The 15,881-nt window shown below is 68.8% G+C and carries 14 protein-coding genes and 1 other RNA gene; all 15 read right to left on the bottom strand.

What is annotated here, in order from left to right; translation table 11 throughout:
* Positions 1-15: 15 nt before the first annotated feature.
* Entirely contained in the window at positions 16-879 is an 864-nt protein-coding gene (locus QSJ95_RS27180; RefSeq protein WP_043272377.1) for a cell division protein FtsQ/DivIB, read from the bottom strand.
* Between the two features lie 4 nt (positions 880-883).
* Positions 884-1,831, bottom strand: a complete 948-nt coding sequence (locus QSJ95_RS27175) for a D-alanine--D-alanine ligase (RefSeq protein WP_009617919.1) — start codon at positions 1,829-1,831, stop codon at positions 884-886.
* Entirely contained in the window at positions 1,831-3,273 is a 1,443-nt protein-coding gene (gene murC, locus QSJ95_RS27170) for a UDP-N-acetylmuramate--L-alanine ligase (RefSeq protein WP_009617917.1), read from the bottom strand. Before murC ends, QSJ95_RS27175 begins: the two co-directional genes overlap by 1 nt.
* Complete coding sequence (murG, locus tag QSJ95_RS27165; protein WP_069861826.1) at positions 3,266-4,339, bottom strand: undecaprenyldiphospho-muramoylpentapeptide beta-N-acetylglucosaminyltransferase; 1,074 nt, start codon at positions 4,337-4,339, stop codon at positions 3,266-3,268. Before murG ends, murC begins: the two co-directional genes overlap by 8 nt.
* The gene (ftsW, locus tag QSJ95_RS27160; protein ID WP_043272374.1) at positions 4,329-5,528 is read right to left on the bottom strand and encodes a putative lipid II flippase FtsW; all 1,200 of its coding nucleotides are present in this window, start codon (positions 5,526-5,528) and stop codon (positions 4,329-4,331) included. The genes murG and ftsW overlap by 11 nt, the downstream gene beginning before the upstream one ends.
* Positions 5,528-6,874, bottom strand: a complete 1,347-nt coding sequence (murD, locus tag QSJ95_RS27155; RefSeq protein ID WP_285646640.1) for a UDP-N-acetylmuramoyl-L-alanine--D-glutamate ligase — start codon at positions 6,872-6,874, stop codon at positions 5,528-5,530. Before murD ends, ftsW begins: the two co-directional genes overlap by 1 nt.
* Before the next feature lie 13 nt (positions 6,875-6,887).
* A complete protein-coding gene (gene mraY, locus QSJ95_RS27150) occupies positions 6,888-7,970 on the bottom strand; it encodes a phospho-N-acetylmuramoyl-pentapeptide-transferase (protein ID WP_009617910.1) in 1,083 nt (360 codons plus the stop codon).
* Entirely contained in the window at positions 7,970-9,334 is a 1,365-nt protein-coding gene (locus QSJ95_RS27145; RefSeq protein WP_285646639.1) for a UDP-N-acetylmuramoyl-tripeptide--D-alanyl-D-alanine ligase, read from the bottom strand. Before QSJ95_RS27145 ends, mraY begins: the two co-directional genes overlap by 1 nt.
* Entirely contained in the window at positions 9,327-10,793 is a 1,467-nt protein-coding gene (locus QSJ95_RS27140) for a UDP-N-acetylmuramoyl-L-alanyl-D-glutamate--2,6-diaminopimelate ligase (RefSeq protein WP_285646638.1), read from the bottom strand. Before QSJ95_RS27140 ends, QSJ95_RS27145 begins: the two co-directional genes overlap by 8 nt.
* Positions 10,793-12,538 (bottom strand): peptidoglycan D,D-transpeptidase FtsI family protein, encoded by a 1,746-nt coding sequence (locus QSJ95_RS27135; RefSeq protein WP_043272370.1) that lies wholly within the window; start codon positions 12,536-12,538, stop codon positions 10,793-10,795. The genes QSJ95_RS27140 and QSJ95_RS27135 overlap by 1 nt, the downstream gene beginning before the upstream one ends.
* Entirely contained in the window at positions 12,535-12,828 is a 294-nt protein-coding gene (gene ftsL, locus QSJ95_RS27130; RefSeq protein ID WP_009617905.1) for a cell division protein FtsL, read from the bottom strand. Before ftsL ends, QSJ95_RS27135 begins: the two co-directional genes overlap by 4 nt.
* On the bottom strand, positions 12,825-13,766 hold the full coding sequence (rsmH, locus tag QSJ95_RS27125) for a 16S rRNA (cytosine(1402)-N(4))-methyltransferase RsmH (RefSeq protein ID WP_267853863.1): 942 nt from the start codon (positions 13,764-13,766) through the stop codon (positions 12,825-12,827). The genes ftsL and rsmH overlap by 4 nt, the downstream gene beginning before the upstream one ends.
* 8 nt (positions 13,767-13,774) lie before the next feature.
* Positions 13,775-14,230, bottom strand: coding sequence for a division/cell wall cluster transcriptional repressor MraZ (mraZ, locus tag QSJ95_RS27120; RefSeq protein ID WP_043272369.1), 456 nt, complete (start codon positions 14,228-14,230; stop codon positions 13,775-13,777).
* 308 nt (positions 14,231-14,538) lie between these two features.
* An RNA gene (gene rnpB, locus QSJ95_RS27115) (RNase P RNA component class A) lies at positions 14,539-14,891 on the bottom strand.
* A gap of 88 nt (positions 14,892-14,979) precedes the next feature.
* Entirely contained in the window at positions 14,980-15,822 is an 843-nt protein-coding gene (gene rsmI / locus QSJ95_RS27110) for a 16S rRNA (cytidine(1402)-2'-O)-methyltransferase (protein ID WP_285646635.1), read from the bottom strand.
* Positions 15,823-15,881: the final 59 nt, after the last annotated feature.

Here is a 15,881-nt window from a genome sequence, read left to right as displayed (position 1 = left end):
TGCTGTCTCCTCAAATCACTGCGCGGGCGCGGCCTGGGCCACGTCCGTCTGCGGCAGCGGGTCGCGCCACGCCACGGCCAGGCCGTTGGGGTAGCGCATGTCGATGCGCGCAATCTTCGATATCTGTTCTTTCAGGGCCTTTTCGTAGATGGTCACGAAACGGCGGATCTGTTCGACCGTGTGGTCGCGGCCCAGGACGATCTGCACGCCCTGGGCGGTATCCAGCGTCCAGGCGCCGCGCGAGCTCATCTCCAGGCTGGCGATGGTGAAGCCCAGGGGCCGCAGCAGTTGGCTGAGGATCTGGTACTGCTGCATCACCTTCTGCTGGGCGAACTGCGGGCCGGACAGGCGCGGCAGGTGTTCGTAGTGCGACACCTCGTGGGGCGCGAAGGCCTGGCCCTGGTTGTTCAGCAGCGCCTCGTCGCCCCAGCGGGCCACCGGCAGCTGTTCCTCCAGGTGGATCACCACCTGGTCCGGCCAGACGCGGCGGACTTCGGCGTGGGCGATCCAGGGCATCTGCTCCAGCTCCTGGCGCATGCCGGCCAGGTCGATGCTGAAGAAGCTGGCCGAGACGAACGGTGCGATGCGCTGCTGCACCGCCTGCTGGCTGATGTAGCTGAGGTCGCCCTCGACGCTGATCTTGGCGATCGGGCGGTCGGCGTAGGGCAGCACGTACTGCGCGCCCTGGTAGGCGCCGAAGCCCAGCACGGCCAGCAGCACCGGCCACATCAGCATGCGCAGGAAGCCGAAGCTGGGCCTGGGCAGGCGAGCGCTGATCGGCTCCTTCGCCACCAGGCGGCTGGCGCCGCGCGGCACCGGCTTGCGTGCGGGCACGCGGCCGATACCGGGTTGCGAGTGGCGGAGCATCGCGCCGTTCATGGTCTTACCCCCTTGCCTCGACGCTGTCGGCGAGGATCGCCAGCACCAGTTGCTGGAAATCCAGGCCGGCCGCGCGCGCGGCCATGGGCACCAGGCTGTGGTCGGTCATGCCCGGTGCGGTGTTGACTTCGAGCAGCCAGAAACGCCCCTCGGCGTCCTGCATCACGTCGGTCCGTCCCCAGCCCTGGATGCCGAGGGCCTCGCAGGCGCGGGCGCACAGGTCCTGCAGCTCGCGCTCCTTCTCGGGGCTCAGGCCGCAGGGGATGCGGTACTGGGTGTCGCTGGCCAGGTACTTGGCGTCGTAGTCGTAGAAGCTGTGCGGGGTGCCCAGGCCGATGGCCGGCAGCACCTGGCCGCGCAGGGTGGCCACGGTGAACTCGGGGCCGCTGATCCACTGCTCGACCAGCACTTGCGAATCGTATTCGGCGGCGCTGCGCCAGGCGGCGATCAGCGCGTCCACGCCGTCGACCTTGGCCATGCCGATGCTGGAGCCTTCATGGGCCGGCTTGACGATCAGCGGGAAGCCCAGTTCCGCCGCGGCGCGGCGGCAGTCGTCCTCGCTGGCCAGCACGGCATAGGCCGGCGTCGGCAGGCCCAGGCTCAGCCACACGCGCTTGGTGCGCAGCTTGTCCATGGCCAGGGCCGAAGCCAGCACGCCGCTGCCGGTGTAGGGGATGCCGGCGACTTCCAGCAGGCCCTGCATGCTGCCGTCCTCGCCGCCACGGCCGTGGAGGATGATGAAGGCGCGGTCGATCTTCTCGCTCAGCAGGCGCTGCAGCAGGTCGTCGCCCACGTCGATGCCGAAGGCGTCCACCCCGGCGTCCTGCAGGGCCTTGAGGACCATGCCGCCGGACTTCAGCGACACCTCGCGCTCGGCGCTCTTACCGCCGTAGAGCACGGCGACGCGGCCGAAGGCGCGGGGTTCGAGGGTGGATTTGAGTGCGTCGTTCATCACGCCTTCCTCGGGGCGTCGCCGCCGAACATCGGGTTCTTGATCAGCGCCGGGGCCAGGCCGCCGATGTCGCCGGCGCCCTGACAGAGCAGGATGTCGCCGGCGCGCAGCAGCGGCTTGAGCAGCGCGGCGAGGTCGCCGTCGCGCTCCAGGTAGATCGGGTCGAGCTGGCCGCGCTGGCGGATGCTGTGGCACAGCTGGCGGCTGTCGGCGCCGGGGATCGGCTCCTCGCCGGCCGGGTAGACCTCCATCAGCAGCAGCACGTTGGCCTCGCCGAGCACCTGCACGAAGTCTTCGTAGAGGTCGCGGGTGCGGGTATAGCGGTGCGGCTGGTAGACCATCACCAGGCGGCGCTCCGGCCAGCCGCCGCGCACGGCCTTGATCACCGCCGCGACTTCGCGCGGGTGGTGGCCGTAGTCGTCGACCAGCATTACGCTGCCGCCGTCGACCTGCAGCTCGCCATAGACCTGGAAGCGCCGGCCCACGCCCTGGAAGCCGGACAGGCCCTGGACGATGGCTTCGTCGGAGATGCCCTCGTCGGTGGCGATGACGATGGTCGCCAGGGAGTTCAGCACGTTGTGCAGGCCGGGCATGTTCACCGAGACGTCCAGCGGCTCGCGCTCGGGGCGCAGCACGGTGAACCAGGTGCGCATGCCTTCCTGGCGAATGTTGATGGCGCGGACGTCGGCGTCCTCGCTCAGGCCGTAGGTGACGGTCGGGCGCGCCACCTGCGGGAGGATTTCGCGGACCACCGGGTCGTCCACGCACATCACCGCCAGGCCGTAGAACGGCAGGTTGTGCAGGAAGTCGACGAAGGTCTTCTTCAGCTTGTTGAAGTCGCCGCCGTAGGTGGCCATGTGGTCGGCGTCGATGTTGGTGACCACGGCGACCATCGGCTGCAGGTGCAGGAAGCTGGCGTCGCTCTCGTCGGCCTCGGCCACCAGGTAGCGGCTGGTGCCCAGCTGCGCGTTGGTGCCGGCGGCGTTCAGGCGGCCGCCGATGACGAAGGTCGGGTCCAGCCCACCGGCGGCGAACACCGAGGCGATCAGGCTGGTGGTGGTGGTCTTGCCGTGGGTGCCGGCCACGGCGATGCCGTGGCGGTAGCGCATCAGCTCGGCGAGCATTTCCGCGCGTGGCACTACCGGCACGCGGCGCTCCAGGGCGGCGGCGACTTCCGGGTTGGCCTTGTTCACCGCGCTGGAAACCACCAGCACGTCGGCGCCGTCGGCGTTTTCCGCGCGGTGGCCGATGAATACCTGGGCGCCGAACTTCTCCAGGCGCTCGGTCACAGCCGAAGCCTTGAGGTCGGAACCGGACACTTCGTAGCCGAGGTTCAGCAGCACTTCGGCGATGCCGCACATGCCCGCGCCACCGATGCCGACGAAGTGGATGCGGCGGATGCGCCGCATGGTGCGGGTGATGCCGTTGGGTTCCTTAACCACGGGCCACCTCCAGGCAGGCATCGACTACCGTGCGGGTAGCCTCGGGCATGGCCAGGCGCCGGGCGCTGGCGGCCATCTGCTTCAGGGATTCGGGATGCATCGATACCTCGGACAGCTGCGCGGCCAGGTCGGCGGCGCCGGTAGACTTTTGCGGCAGCAGGCGGGCGGCGCCCTCCCGTACCAGGAATTCGGCATTGCGCGTCTGGTGGTCGTCGATCGCGTGGGGCAGCGGCACCAGGAAAGACGGCAGGCCGGCGGCGGTCAGCTCGCTGACGGTCAGGGCGCCGGCGCGGCAGATCACCAGGTCGGCCCAGGCGTAGGCCGCGGCCATGTCGCCGATGAACGCAGCGACGTCGGCTTGGACACCGGCCTGGGCGTAACGCTCCGCGGTGACTTCGGCATGCTGACGACCGGCCTGGTGGCGAATGGCCGGGCGCTGCTCGGCAGGAATCAGCCGCAGCGCCTCGGGCAGCAGTTTGTTCAGCGGCTCGGCGCCCAGGCTGCCGCCCAGCACCAGCAGGTTGACCTTGCGGCCGGCCAGCTCGGCGCGGGCATCGGCCTCGAGGAACAGCTCGGCGCGCACCGGGTTGCCGGTGGTCAGGCGCTTGGCGCTGGCCGGGAAGGTGTCCGGGAAGGCCTCGCAGACGCGCTTGGCCAGCGGCGCCAGGCCGCGGTTGGCGGTGCCGGCGACGGCGTTCTGTTCGTGGATCACCAGCGGCGCGCCGCTCAGCTTCGCCGCCACGCCGCCGGGGCCGGTGACGTAGCCGCCCAGGCCGAGCACGCACACCGGCTTGAGCCTGCGCACCACGCCCAGGGCCTGGAACAGCGACTTGAGCAGGTCGAAGGGCGCGCGCAGCAGGGCCAGGCGGCCCTTGCCGCGCAGGCCGCTGACGTTGATCAGGTGCAGCGGCAGGCCGGCCTTGGGCACCAGGTCGTTCTCGATGCCGCGCGGGGTGCCGAGCCAGTGCACGGCGTAGCCGCGGGCCTGGAACTCGCGGGCGCAGGCCAGGGCCGGGAACACGTGGCCGCCGGTGCCGCCGGCCATGATGAGGACGTTACCTTTCATCGGCGAAGTCCTCCTCGGTGAATTCGTACTCTTCGCTGCCCACCGCGGTGCGCCGCTCCCATTCGATGCGCAGCAGCATGCCCAGGCAGCCGCAGCAGATGACCAGCGAGGAACCGCCGTAGCTGAGGAACGGCAGGGTCAGGCCCTTGGTCGGCAGCAGGCCGACGTTCACCCCGACGTTGATCAGGAACTGGCCGATCCACAGGAACGCCAGGCCGTAGGCCACGTAGGCGGAGAAGTACTGCTTGGCCTGCTCGGCCCAGATGCCGATGTAGAGCGCGCGCAGGCCGACGAAGACGAACAGGCCGACGGTGGCCAGGGCGCCGACGATGCCCAGCTCCTCGGCCAGCACGGCGAAGACGAAGTCGGTGTGCGCCTCGGGCAGGTAGAACTGCTTCTGGATGCTGTTGCCCAGGCCCATGCCCAGCCAGCCGCCGCGGCCGAAGGCGATCAGCGCCTGGCTGAGCTGGTAGCCGGCGCCGAACTGGTCGGCCCAGGGGTCGCTGAAGTTGGTCAGGCGCGCCATCCGGTAAGGCTGGGTCCAGATCAGCAGGGCCACCGCGCCCACCGCCAGGGCCACCATCAGGCCGAAGCGGAACAGGCCGACGCCGCCGAGGAACAGCATGGCCGCCGCGGCGCCCATCATCACCACGGTGGCGCCGAAGTCCGGCTCGCGCAGCAGCAGGCCGGCGAACGGCAGCAGCACGGCGAAGGGCTTGAAGAAGCCGATCCAGCTCTCGCGCACCTCGTGCTGGCGGCGCACCAGGTAGCCGGCCATGAACACCACCACGAAGACCTTGGCGATCTCCGAGGGCTGGATGTTGAACAGGCCGAAGCCGATCCAGCGCATGGAGCCGTTGACCTCGCGGCCGACGCCGGGGGTGATCACCGCCACCAGCAGCAGGAAGGCCACGCCCAGCAGCTTCCAGCTGTGGCGCTGCCAGGTCTCCATCGGCGTCAGCATGGTCACGCCGCAGGCGACGAAGCCGATGGCCAGGTAGATCAGGTGGCGCACCGAGAAGTACAGCGGGTTGCCCGACTGCGCCGCCGCCACTTCCGAGGACGCCGAGGTCACCATCACCAGACCCAGGCCGAGCAGCGCCAGGCAACCGGCGAGCAGCGGGAAGTCCAGATCGATGCCGTTGCGGCTGATCAGCGGGGACGGGTATGGGCGCAGGAAGGAGAACATCAGGCGATCTCCTCCACGGCCCTGGCGAACAGGCGGCCGCGCTCTTCGAAGTTCTTGAACATGTCCAGGCTGGCGCAGGCCGGCGACAGCAGCACGGCATCGCCCGGCCTGGCCAGCTCGGCGGCCTTGCGCACGGCTTCGTCCAGGGTCTGCACGCGCACCTTCGGCGTCTCGTCGCTCAACGCGGCGCCGACCAGCTCGGCATCACGGCCGAGCAGCACCACGGCGCGGCAGAACTTCGCCACCGGCTCGCGCAGGGCGCTGAAGTCCGCACCCTTGCCGTCGCCGCCGGCGAGCAGCACCAGCTTGCCGTCGATGTCGGCGCCCAGGCCTTCGATGGCGGCCAGCGCGGCGCCGACGTTGGTGGCCTTGGAGTCGTCATAGAAGCTCACCCCGGCGCGCTCGCCGACCCACTGGCAACGGTGGGCCAGGCCGGCGAATTCACGCAGGGTCCGCAGCATGGGCTCGAACGGCAGGCCCACGGCGTGGCCCAGGGCCAGGGCGGCCAGGGCGTTGGATTGGTTGTGAGCGCCGCGGATCTTCAGCTCGCGCACCGGCATCAGCGCCTCGAACTGGAAGGCCAGGTACTTCTCGCCACCCTCTTCCACCAGGCCGAAGGCCTTGAAGTCGGGCTTGTTGGTGCCGAAGGTCCAGCACGGCACGCTATCGGCAATCAGCGGCCGGCTCAGGGCGTCGGCGCGGTTCACCACGACCTGGCGGGCGCCGCGGAAGATGCGGTGCTTGGCCAGGTGGTAGTCGGCCATGCCGTCGTAGCGGTCCATGTGGTCTTCGCTGACGTTCAGGCAGGTGGCGACCTCGGCGCCCAGGCGCTCGCAGGTCTCCAGCTGGAAGCTGGACAGCTCCAGCACGTACAGCTCGACGTCGTCGGCCAGCAGGTCCAGGGCCGGGGTGCCCAGGTTGCCGCCCACGGCCACGCGCTTGCCGGCCGCCGCGGCCATCTCGCCGACCAGGGTGGTCACGGTGCTCTTGGCGTTGGAGCCGGTGATGGCGACGATCGGCGCCTTGGCATGGCGGGCGAACAGGTCGATGTCGCCGGACAGGCGCACGCCACGGGCGGCGGCCTCGACCAGCGCCGGCGTGCGCAGCGACAGGCCGGGGCTGACGTACAGCTCGCTGGCGCGGCAGAGGAAGCCGGCGTCCAGCTCGCCGCAGCGTACTTCCACCTGCGGGTACTGGGCGCGCAGGGTGGCCAGCTCCGGCGGATTCTCGCGGGTGTCGGCCACGGCGAAAGGCACGCCCTGGCGCGTCAGGAAGCGCACCAGCGACATGCCGCTCTTGCCGAGGCCGACAACGATGCGGAAATTGTCCGAAGCGATCAGGCTCATGCTCGCTCTGCCCTCAACGCAGTTTCAACGTGGCCAGGCCGATCAGCACGAGAATCACCGTGATGATCCAGAAGCGCACGATCACGCGCGGCTCCGGCCAGCCCTTGAGTTCGAAGTGGTGGTGGATGGGCGCCATGCGGAACACCCGTTTCCCGGTCAGCTTGAAGCTGGCGACCTGGATGACCACCGACAGGGTTTCCATGACGAACACCCCGCCCATGATGAACAGCACGATTTCCTGGCGGACGATCACCGCGATGGTGCCCAGCGCGGCGCCCAGGGCCAGCGCGCCGACGTCGCCCATGAAGACCTGCGCCGGGTAGGTGTTGAACCACAGGAAGCCCAGCCCGGCGCCGACGATGGCGGCGCAGAAGATGATCAGCTCGCCGGCCCCCGGCACGTTGGGGATCAGCAGGTATTCGGCGAATTTCACGTTGCCCGACAGGTAGCAGAAGATGCCCAGGGCGCCGCCGACCATCACCGTCGGCATGATCGCCAGGCCGTCCAGGCCGTCGGTCAGGTTCACCGCGTTGCTGGAGCCGACGATGACGAAGTAGGTCAGCACCACGAAGAAGATGCCCAGGGGAATCTCGATGTTCTTCAGCAGCGGCAGGATCAGCGTGGTCTCCACCGGCGTCTCGGCGGTCAGGTAGAGGAAGACCGCGGCGCCCAGGCCGAACACCGACTGCCAGAAATACTTCCAGCGGCTCGGCAGGCCGCGGGAGTTCTTCTCGATCACCTTGCGGTAGTCGTCGACCCAGCCGATGGCGCCGAACAGCAGGGTCACGGCCAGCACCACCCAGACGTAGCGGTTCGACCAGTCGGCCCAGAGCAGGGTGCTGATGGCGATGGCGGTGAGGATCAGGGCGCCGCCCATGGTCGGGGTGCCCTTCTTCGACAGGTGCGACTGCGGCCCGTCGTTGCGCACGGCCTGGCCGATCTGGCGGATCTGCAGGGTGCGGATCATCCACGGGCCCAGCCACAGCGACAGGGCGAGCGCGGTCAGCACGCTGAGGATGCCGCGCAGGGTCAGGTACTGGAAGACGCCGAAGCCCTTGTAGAACTGTTGCAGGTACTCGGCGAGCAGCAGCAGCATTAATGTTTCTCCTCGGGGGACGCGCACAGCGCCGCGACGACCTTGTCCATCGCCGCGCTGCGCGAGCCCTTGATCAGAATGGTGGTGGTGGAGGGTTCGCCGGCCAGGGCCTGGATCAGGCTGGCCTGGTCGGCGAAATGCCGGCCCGCCGCGCCGAACGCCTCGACGGCGTTGCGCATCAGCGGCCCCACGGCATAGAGCGCACCGACCTTGCCCGCGGCGTAGGCGCCCACCTCGCGGTGCGCGGCCTCGGCCCAGGCGCCCAGTTCGCCCATGTCCCCGAGGACCAGGACGGTCCGGCCGGAAAAGCCGGCGAGTATATCAATGGCCGCGCAGATTGACGCCGGGTTGGCGTTGTAGCTGTCGTCGATCACCCGCATGCCGTTGGTCGCCAGCTGGGCTACCGCGCGGCCCTTGACCGGCTGCAGTTGCGCAAGGCCCTGGACGATCCCGACCAGCGGCACGCCAAGGGCGTGGGCGGCGGCGGCGGCGGCCAGGGCGTTGGCGACGTTGTGCTCGCCCAGCAGGTTGAGCTGGATGCGCGCCTCGCCGGCCCGCCCCAGCAGGGTGAAGCCGACGCAGCCGCGGGCGTCGCGCTGCAGGTCGCGGGCGTGGAAGTCGGCGCTGGTCTTGTTCAGCGCGAAGCTCAGCAGGCGGCGTTCGCCATTGCGCTTCTTCCAGGTGTCGAAGGCGCGGTCGTCGAGGTTGAGCACGGCGGTGCCGGTATCGTCGAGCCCTTCGAGGATCTCGCCCTTGGCCTGGACGATCTTGTCCTGGCCGCCGAACTCGCCGACGTGGGCGGTGCCGGCGTTGGTGATGATGGCCACCTGCGGGCGCGTCAGCCCGACGGTGTAGGCGATCTCGCCGACGCGCGAGGCGCCCAGCTCGATCACCGCGCTGGCGTGTTGCGGGCCGATCTGCAGCAGGGTCAGGGGTGCGCCCAGGTCGTTGTTCAGGTTGCCGCGGGTGGCCAGGACTTCGCCCTGGGTGCGCAGGATGCTGGCGAGCATCTCCTTGACCGTGGTCTTGCCGCTGGAGCCGGTGACCGCCGCCACCTTGCCGGTGAAACCGGCGCGGTTCAGCGCGCCCAGGCGGCCAAGGGCCTCGCGGGTGTCGGCCACCAGCAGTTGCGGCAGCGGCGCATCCGCCACTTCGCGCTGCACCAGGGCGGCGACGGCGCCCTTGGCGGCGACCTCGGCAAGGTAGTCGTGGCCGTCGAAGCGCGGCCCGGCGAGGGCGACGAACAGCTGGCCGGCCTCGATGGCGCGGCTGTCGGTGCTCACTGCGTCGAAGGCGACGTCGGCGCCGAGCACGCGGCCCTCGAGGGCGGCGGCGACTTCACTGAGCAGCAGCGGCTTAAGCATCTTTCTTCACCCCCCAGGCAGCCAGCGCCTTGGCGGCTTCTTGCAGATCGGAGAACGGATGGCGGACGCCGGCGATCTCCTGGTAATCCTCATGGCCCTTGCCGGCCAGCAGCACCACGTCGTCGGCGCTCGCGTCGGCGATCAGTTGGGCAATGGCGTGGCCGCGGCCCGGCACGAAGCGCACGGCCTCGGGCCTGGCGAAACCGGCGCGGATGTCGTCGATGATTCGCGCGCTGTCTTCGCTGCGCGGGTTGTCGTCGGTCACCAGCACGCCGTCGGCATGCTGCTCGGCCACCTGGGCCATGATCGGGCGCTTGCCGCGGTCGCGGTCGCCGCCGCAGCCGAACAGGCACAGCAGCTTGCCGTGGGCGTGCGGACGCAGCGCCAGCAGGACTTTCTCCAGGGCGTCGGGGGTGTGGGCGTAGTCCACCACCACCAGCGGCTTGTCGCCGCCGCCCAGGCGCTGCACGCGGCCCACCGGGCCCTGCAGCTGCGGCAGCAGCTTGAGGATGTCGCCCAGCGGGTAGTCCAGGCCGAGCAGCGCGCCGACCACCGCCAGCAGGTTGCTCAGGTTGAAGCGGCCGAGCAGCGAACTGCGCAGCACGCCTTCGCCCTTGGGCGTGACCAGCAGGGCTTCGACGCCGGCGTCGCTGAAGCGCGCCTCGCGGCAATAGAGGAAGGCGCTGGCGTCTTCCAGGCTGTAGCCCATCAGGCGCGAGGGATGGGTCTCGCCGGCCAGTTGGCGGCCGAAGGCGTCGTCCAGGTTGATCACCCGGCACTTCAGGCCCGGCCAGGCGAACAGCCGGGCCTTGGCGGCGCCATAGGCTTCCATGGTGCCGTGGTAGTCGAGGTGGTCGCGGGACAGGTTGGTGAACACCGCGACGTCGAATTCGAGGGCGGCCACGCGGCCCTGCTCCAGGCCATGGGAGGACACTTCCATGGCCACGGCGCGCGCGCCGGCCTGCTTCAGCCGCGCCAGGGTGGCCTGCAGCGCCAGGGCGTCGGGCGTGGTGTGCTTGCCGCTTTCCAGGGCGTCGTGGAAACCGTTGCCGAGGGTGCCAACGATGCCGCAGCGCTGGCCGAGCAGGTCCAGGGCCTGGGCCAGCAACTGGCTGACGCTGGTCTTGCCGTTGGTGCCGGTCACGCCGATCAGCTCGATGCCGCGGCTGGGCTCGCCGTAGAAGCGCCCGGCGATGGCCGACAGCTGGGCGGCCAGGCCGCGGATGGCGACCAGCGGCGTATCGCCGATGGGCGCGACGGACGCGCCCTCGGCTTCGTAGGCGATGGCGGCGGCGCCACGGGCGATGGCATCGGCGATGTGCGCGCGGCCGTCATGCTGGGCGCCGGGAATGGCCAGGAACAGGTCGCCCGGCTTGACCGCGCGGCTGTCCAGGGTCAGCTCGCGGATCAGCACGCCGGCTTCGGCCTGCGGCAGCAGTTGGTTGAGGCTCATCGGCATCAGCCACGCCCTCCTTTCGTGGGCGCAGCATCGGCTTGCTGCTGCGGGGTCGTCTGCAGGTTGTCTGGCGGAATGTTCATCAAGCGCAGCGTGCCGGACATCACCTTGCTGAACACCGGGGCCGAGACCAGGCCACCGAAGTAGCCGGCCTTGCTGGGTTCATCGATCACCACGACGACCACGAAACGCGGGTTGCTCATCGGCCCGAAGCCGGCGAACAGCGAGCGGTAGGAATTCTCGGCGTAGCCCTTGGCGCCGGTCTGGGTCTTGCGCGCGGTACCGGACTTGCCGGCCACGTGATAGCCGGGGACCTGGGCGCGGTAGACGCCGTTCGGCGCCTCGACCACCTGCTGCAGCATGCCCTGCATGGTCTTGGCGACCGGCTCCGGGATCACCTGGGTGGCGGTCGGCAGGCGGTCGGCGCGGACCATGGTCAGCGGCACCGTCTGGCCGTTGTTGGCCAGGGCCGCGTAGGCATGGGCCAGTTGGATGGCGGTGACCGACAGGCCGTAGCCGTAGGACAGGGTCGCGGTCTCGGCCTTGCGCCACTCGCGGTAGTTGGGCAGGTTGCCGACGCGCTCGCCGGGGAAGCCAAGGCCGGTGTCCTGGCCGAGGCCGACCTTCTGCATCAGCTGGTAGATGGCTTCGCCGCCGATGTCGAAGGCGACCTTGCTCATGCCCACGTTACTGGAGCGGATGAGGATGCCGGTGAGGTCCAGCACCGGGCCTTCGGTGCGCGACACGTCGCGGATGGTGTAGCGGCCGATCTGCAGGGTGCCGGGGTAGACCTCGACGGTGTCGCTGGGCTTCCAGCGTCCGGTTTCCAGGGCCGCGCTCATGGAGAACGGCTTCATGGTCGAACCCGGCTCGAAGACGTCGATCATGGCGCGGTTGCGCATCATCTCCGGCTGCATGTCGCGGCGGTTGTTCGGGTTGTAGGTCGGCTGGTTGGCCATGGCCAGGACCTCGCCGGTCTTCACGTCGAGGATCACCAGGCTGCCGGCCTTGGCGCCGTTCTCGACGATGGCGTTGCGCAGCTCGCGGTTGGCCAGGTACTGCAGGCGCAGGTCGATGGACAGCGCCAGGGTCTTGCCGGCCTTGGCGTTGCGCGTGACCTGCAGGTCGCGGATCAGGTGGCCGCGGCGGTCCTTGAGCACCTGGCGCTTGCCCGGCACGCCGGCCAGCCAGCTGTCGTAGGACAGCTCGACGCCCTCGCGGCCGCGGTCATCCACGTCGGTGAAGCCGACCACCTGGGCGGTGACGTCGCCGGCCGGGTAGAAACGACGAAACTCCTCGATGGAGTAGACGCCGGGAATCCTGTTGGCCTTGACCTCGGCCATCACCGCCTCGCCCTGCTCGGGCGTCAGCCCGCGGACCAGGTAGATGAATTCCTTGTCGGCCATCTGCTCCAGCCGCGCGCTCAACGCGTCGCGGTTGATCCCCAGGGCATGGGCCAGGATCGGCCACTTGTCGCGTTCGAGGACCAGCTCCTTGGGGTTGGCCCAGAGGGTGGCGACCGGCGTGCTCACCGCCAGCGGCTCGCCGTTGCGGTCGGTGATCTGCCCGCGGTGGGCCGGAATGGAGATGTGCCGCACGCTGCGCGCGTCACCCTGCTCCTGGAGGAAGTCATGGTCGATCACGTGCAGGTCGACGATGCGCCAGACGATGGCCGACACCATCGCCAGCAACAGGCCGACGGCGACGCGGAAACGCCAGGGGTAGAGCGCGCCGTTGAGGTTCTTCATGGCGCCACCATGATGATTTCCGCCGGGTCCGGCACGCGCATCTTCAACTGGCCGGTGGCCAGGGTCTCGATGCGGTTGTAGGCGGTCCAGGTGCTCTGCTCCAGGACCAGCCGGCCGTACTCGGCCTGCGCCTTGTCGCGCACGCTCAGCTCGGTGTACAGGGTGTTCAGCAACTGGCGGTTCCAGTAGGCGCTGTAGGCCACGGAAATCGCCGACAGCAGCACGCCGATGAACAGCAGCAGCATGATGAAGCTGCCGGTGGGCAGGCGCTTGGCGAACAGGCGGCTCATCGCAGCTTCTCCGCCACGCGCATCACCGCGCTGCGCGAGCGCGGGTTGGCCTTGAGCTCGGCCTCGGAAGCGTACTGCGGCTTGCCCAGCAGCTTCAGGCGCGGCTCGAAGGCCTTGGCGCGGATCGGCAGGTCGCGCGGCAGATTGTCCGCCTCGCCCTTGGCGTGCTTGCGCATGAACTGCTTGACGATGCGGTCTTCCAGGGAGTGGAAGCTGATCACCACCAGGCGGCCGCCTATGGCCAGGGCCTCCAGGGCGGCGTCCAGGCCGCGCTCGAGGTCGCCCAGTTCGTTGTTGACGTGGATACGCAGGCCCTGGAAGGCCCGGGTGGCCGGGTTCTTGCCCTTTTCCCAGGCCGGGTTGGCCTCGGTGATCACGGCGGCCAGGTCGGCGGTGCGCTCGAAGGGCTTCTCCGCCCGGCGCTGCACGATGGCACGGGCCATGCGCTTGGCGAAGCGTTCCTCGCCGTACTCCTTGAACACCCGGGCGATCTCGTCCTCGGCGGCGCTGGCGATCCACTGGGCGGCGCTGACACCGCGGCTGGGGTCCATGCGCATGTCCAGCGGGCCGTCGTTGAGGAAGCTGAAGCCGCGCTCGGGGTCGTCTAGCTGCGGCGAGGACACGCCCAGGTCCAGCAGAACGCCGTCGACCTGGCCGGTCAGGCCGCGCGCGGCCAGCTCTTCGCCCATCTCGGCGAACGACCTTTGTACAACGACGAAGCGGCCATCTTCGGCCGCCAGTGCTTGACCCGTGGCTATCGCCTGGGGGTCCTTGTCGAACCCGAGCAACCGCCCGCCCGGGTCCAGCCTGCCAAGCAAGGCCCGGCTGTGCCCTCCCCTGCCGAAGGTACCGTCCACATAGCAGCCGCCCGCCCTTGGGGCCAGCGCTTCGACGGCCTCCTCGAGCAGTACGGTGATGTGTTGGTAGGTGGCGTTCACAGGCAGGCTCACAAAATAAGGTCGCGTAGTTCGTCCGGCAGTCCGCCGGGCTCCTTGATGGCGGCGAGGTCGGCCTCGGCCACCGCATTCCACTTGTCTTCGTCCCACAACTGGAACTTGTTCAACTGGCCGACGAGCATCGCCCGCTTGTCCAGCTTGGCGTACTCGCGCAGCCGCGGCGGCACCAGGAAACGCCCGTTGCCATCCAGTTCCAGGTCCACCGCGTTGCCGATCAGCAAACGCTGCAGGCGCCGCGTCTCTTCACGCAGCGAGGGCAGCTCGCGGAGCTTGGCTTCGATGATTTCCCATTCGGGCAAGGGGTAGACGGTCAGGCAGGGGTCGACGGCATCGATGGTGACGATGAGCTGGCCATTGCAACGCGAAACGAGCTCGTCACGATACCGACTCGGCATCGCGAGGCGCCCTTTGGCGTCGAGACTGATGGCGTTAGCTCCGCGAAACACGTCAGCGTTTCCCCCGGTGGTTGGCTTTCCTTGCCAGTTGATCCCACTTTTACCCACTTCATACCACTTGCGCACACTATAGAAATGCGCACTCCCCACCGTCAAGGCGAGGCTGGAGGGAAAAATCCTTATAGGACGGAGATTTAGCGTGCTTTTAAGAGGTTTCGCAGCGTTTTTGACGCCACCTTGAAAGGCAAAAAGCCCAGTGTTTTCAAAACACTGGGCTTTTCTACTTAAAGCAACTTCTTAAGATTTATGCTTCTTCCATCGCGCGACAAATGGTCGTTGTGGGAAGAAGTGGGAAAAGAGGAGAGAGTCGATCTGTAAGCCGGGTTCTGTCGAGGACAGCCATTCCTCTGGGACATCCATCACTGAACGCCTCAAGCGACCTACCCGAATCCAGCGCGGGCCACGCAACGGATTCCTATTTGGTCTTGCTCCGAGTGGGGTTTACCTAGCCACGCACTGTTGCCAGCCGTGCGGTGCGCTCTTACCGCACCTTTTCACCCTTACCGGCGCTGTAGCGCTTAGGCGGTTATTTTCTGTGGCACTTTCCGTAGGCTCGCGCCTCCCAGGCGTTACCTGGCACTCTGCCCTATGGAGCCCGGACTTTCCTCCCCCCCGTGGCGAACCACGAAGCAGCGACTGTCCAATCGACTCTCCGCCGCCAAGGTTAGCGACAGCGGCGGCCAGCCGCAAGGGCAATCCGCCAGCCTGGTACGAAGGTCTTAAAATCGCGAACCGACGCTTCAGTCCGCCTTGCGCTCCAGCGCCGCCTGGTACAGCAGGTTCTTGCGCACCCCGGTGATCTCCGCCGCCAGCACCGCCGCGCGCTTGACCGGCAGCTCCGCCAGCAGCAGGTCGAGCACCCGCAGCGATTCGGCGTCGATGCCCTCATCCTCAGGCGCCTCCCAGCCGGCCAGCAGCAGCACGCACTCGCCGCGCTGCTGGTTGGCGTCCGCCGCCACCCAGTCGCGCAGCTCGCCCAGGGGCAGGCCCTTGAGGGTCTCGAAGGTCTTGGTCAGCTCGCGGGCCAGCACCGCCTGGCGCGCCTCGCCGAACACCTCGGCCATGTCCTGGATGCACTCCAGGATGCGGTGCGGCGCCTCGTAGAAGATCAGCGTGCGCGGCTCCTCGCGCAGCGCTTCCAGGCGCGCCTTGCGCCCGGCGGTCTTGGCCGGCAGGAACCCTTCGAAGACGAAGCGGTCCGACGGCAGGCCCGCCGCCGACAACCCGGCGATCAGCGCGCAGGCCCCCGGCACCGGGACCACCCGGATACCCGCGGCGCGCGCCTGGCGCACCAGGTGGTAGCCGGGGTCGGAAATCAGCGGCGTGCCGGCGTCGGAGACCAGCGCCACATCGTCCCCCGCCAGCAGGCGGGTGATGAAGCGCCCGCCCTGCTCGCGCTCGTTGTGCTCGTGGCAGGCGGCCAGCGGCGTCTCGATGCCGAAGTGCTGCAGCAGGCGGATCGAATGGCGGGTGTCCTCGGCGGCGATGAGGGCCACCTCGCGCAGGGTGCGCTGGGCGCGGGCGCTGATGTCGTCGAGGTTGCCGATGGGCGTAGCCACCACATACAAGGTACCGAGGGACACGCAGCACTCCTTAAAGCCGAACCGGAAAATTCCCCATTGTATCCCGTTTCCGGCACCCG

Source organism: Pseudomonas sp. NBRC 100443 (assembly GCF_030268185.1).
In the GTDB taxonomy this organism is placed as follows: domain Bacteria; phylum Pseudomonadota; class Gammaproteobacteria; order Pseudomonadales; family Pseudomonadaceae; genus Pseudomonas; species Pseudomonas citronellolis.
This window is presented reverse-complemented; position numbering and strand designations above follow the sequence as displayed.

Excerpts from the sequence above, each read along its gene's own strand:
- QSJ95_RS27135 (WP_043272370.1), bottom strand. The coding sequence starts at position 12,538 with ATGAAGAACCTCAACGGCGCGCTCTACCCCTGGCGTTTCCGCGTCGCC.
- murD (WP_285646640.1), bottom strand. The coding sequence starts at position 6,874 with ATGAGCCTGATCGCTTCGGACAATTTCCGCATCGTTGTCGGCCTCGGC.
- QSJ95_RS27175 (WP_009617919.1), bottom strand. The coding sequence starts at position 1,831 with ATGAACGACGCACTCAAATCCACCCTCGAACCCCGCGCCTTCGGCCGC.
- QSJ95_RS27140 (WP_285646638.1), bottom strand. The coding sequence starts at position 10,793 with ATGCCGATGAGCCTCAACCAACTGCTGCCGCAGGCCGAAGCCGGCGTG.
- ftsL (WP_009617905.1), bottom strand. The coding sequence starts at position 12,828 with ATGAGCCGCCTGTTCGCCAAGCGCCTGCCCACCGGCAGCTTCATCATG.
- mraY (WP_009617910.1), bottom strand. The coding sequence starts at position 7,970 with ATGCTGCTGCTGCTCGCCGAGTACCTGCAACAGTTCTACAAGGGCTTC.
- QSJ95_RS27145 (WP_285646639.1), bottom strand. The coding sequence starts at position 9,334 with ATGCTTAAGCCGCTGCTGCTCAGTGAAGTCGCCGCCGCCCTCGAGGGC.
- murG (WP_069861826.1), bottom strand. The coding sequence starts at position 4,339 with ATGAAAGGTAACGTCCTCATCATGGCCGGCGGCACCGGCGGCCACGTG.
- ftsW (WP_043272374.1), bottom strand. The coding sequence starts at position 5,528 with ATGTTCTCCTTCCTGCGCCCATACCCGTCCCCGCTGATCAGCCGCAAC.
- QSJ95_RS27180 (WP_043272377.1), bottom strand. The coding sequence starts at position 879 with ATGAACGGCGCGATGCTCCGCCACTCGCAACCCGGTATCGGCCGCGTG.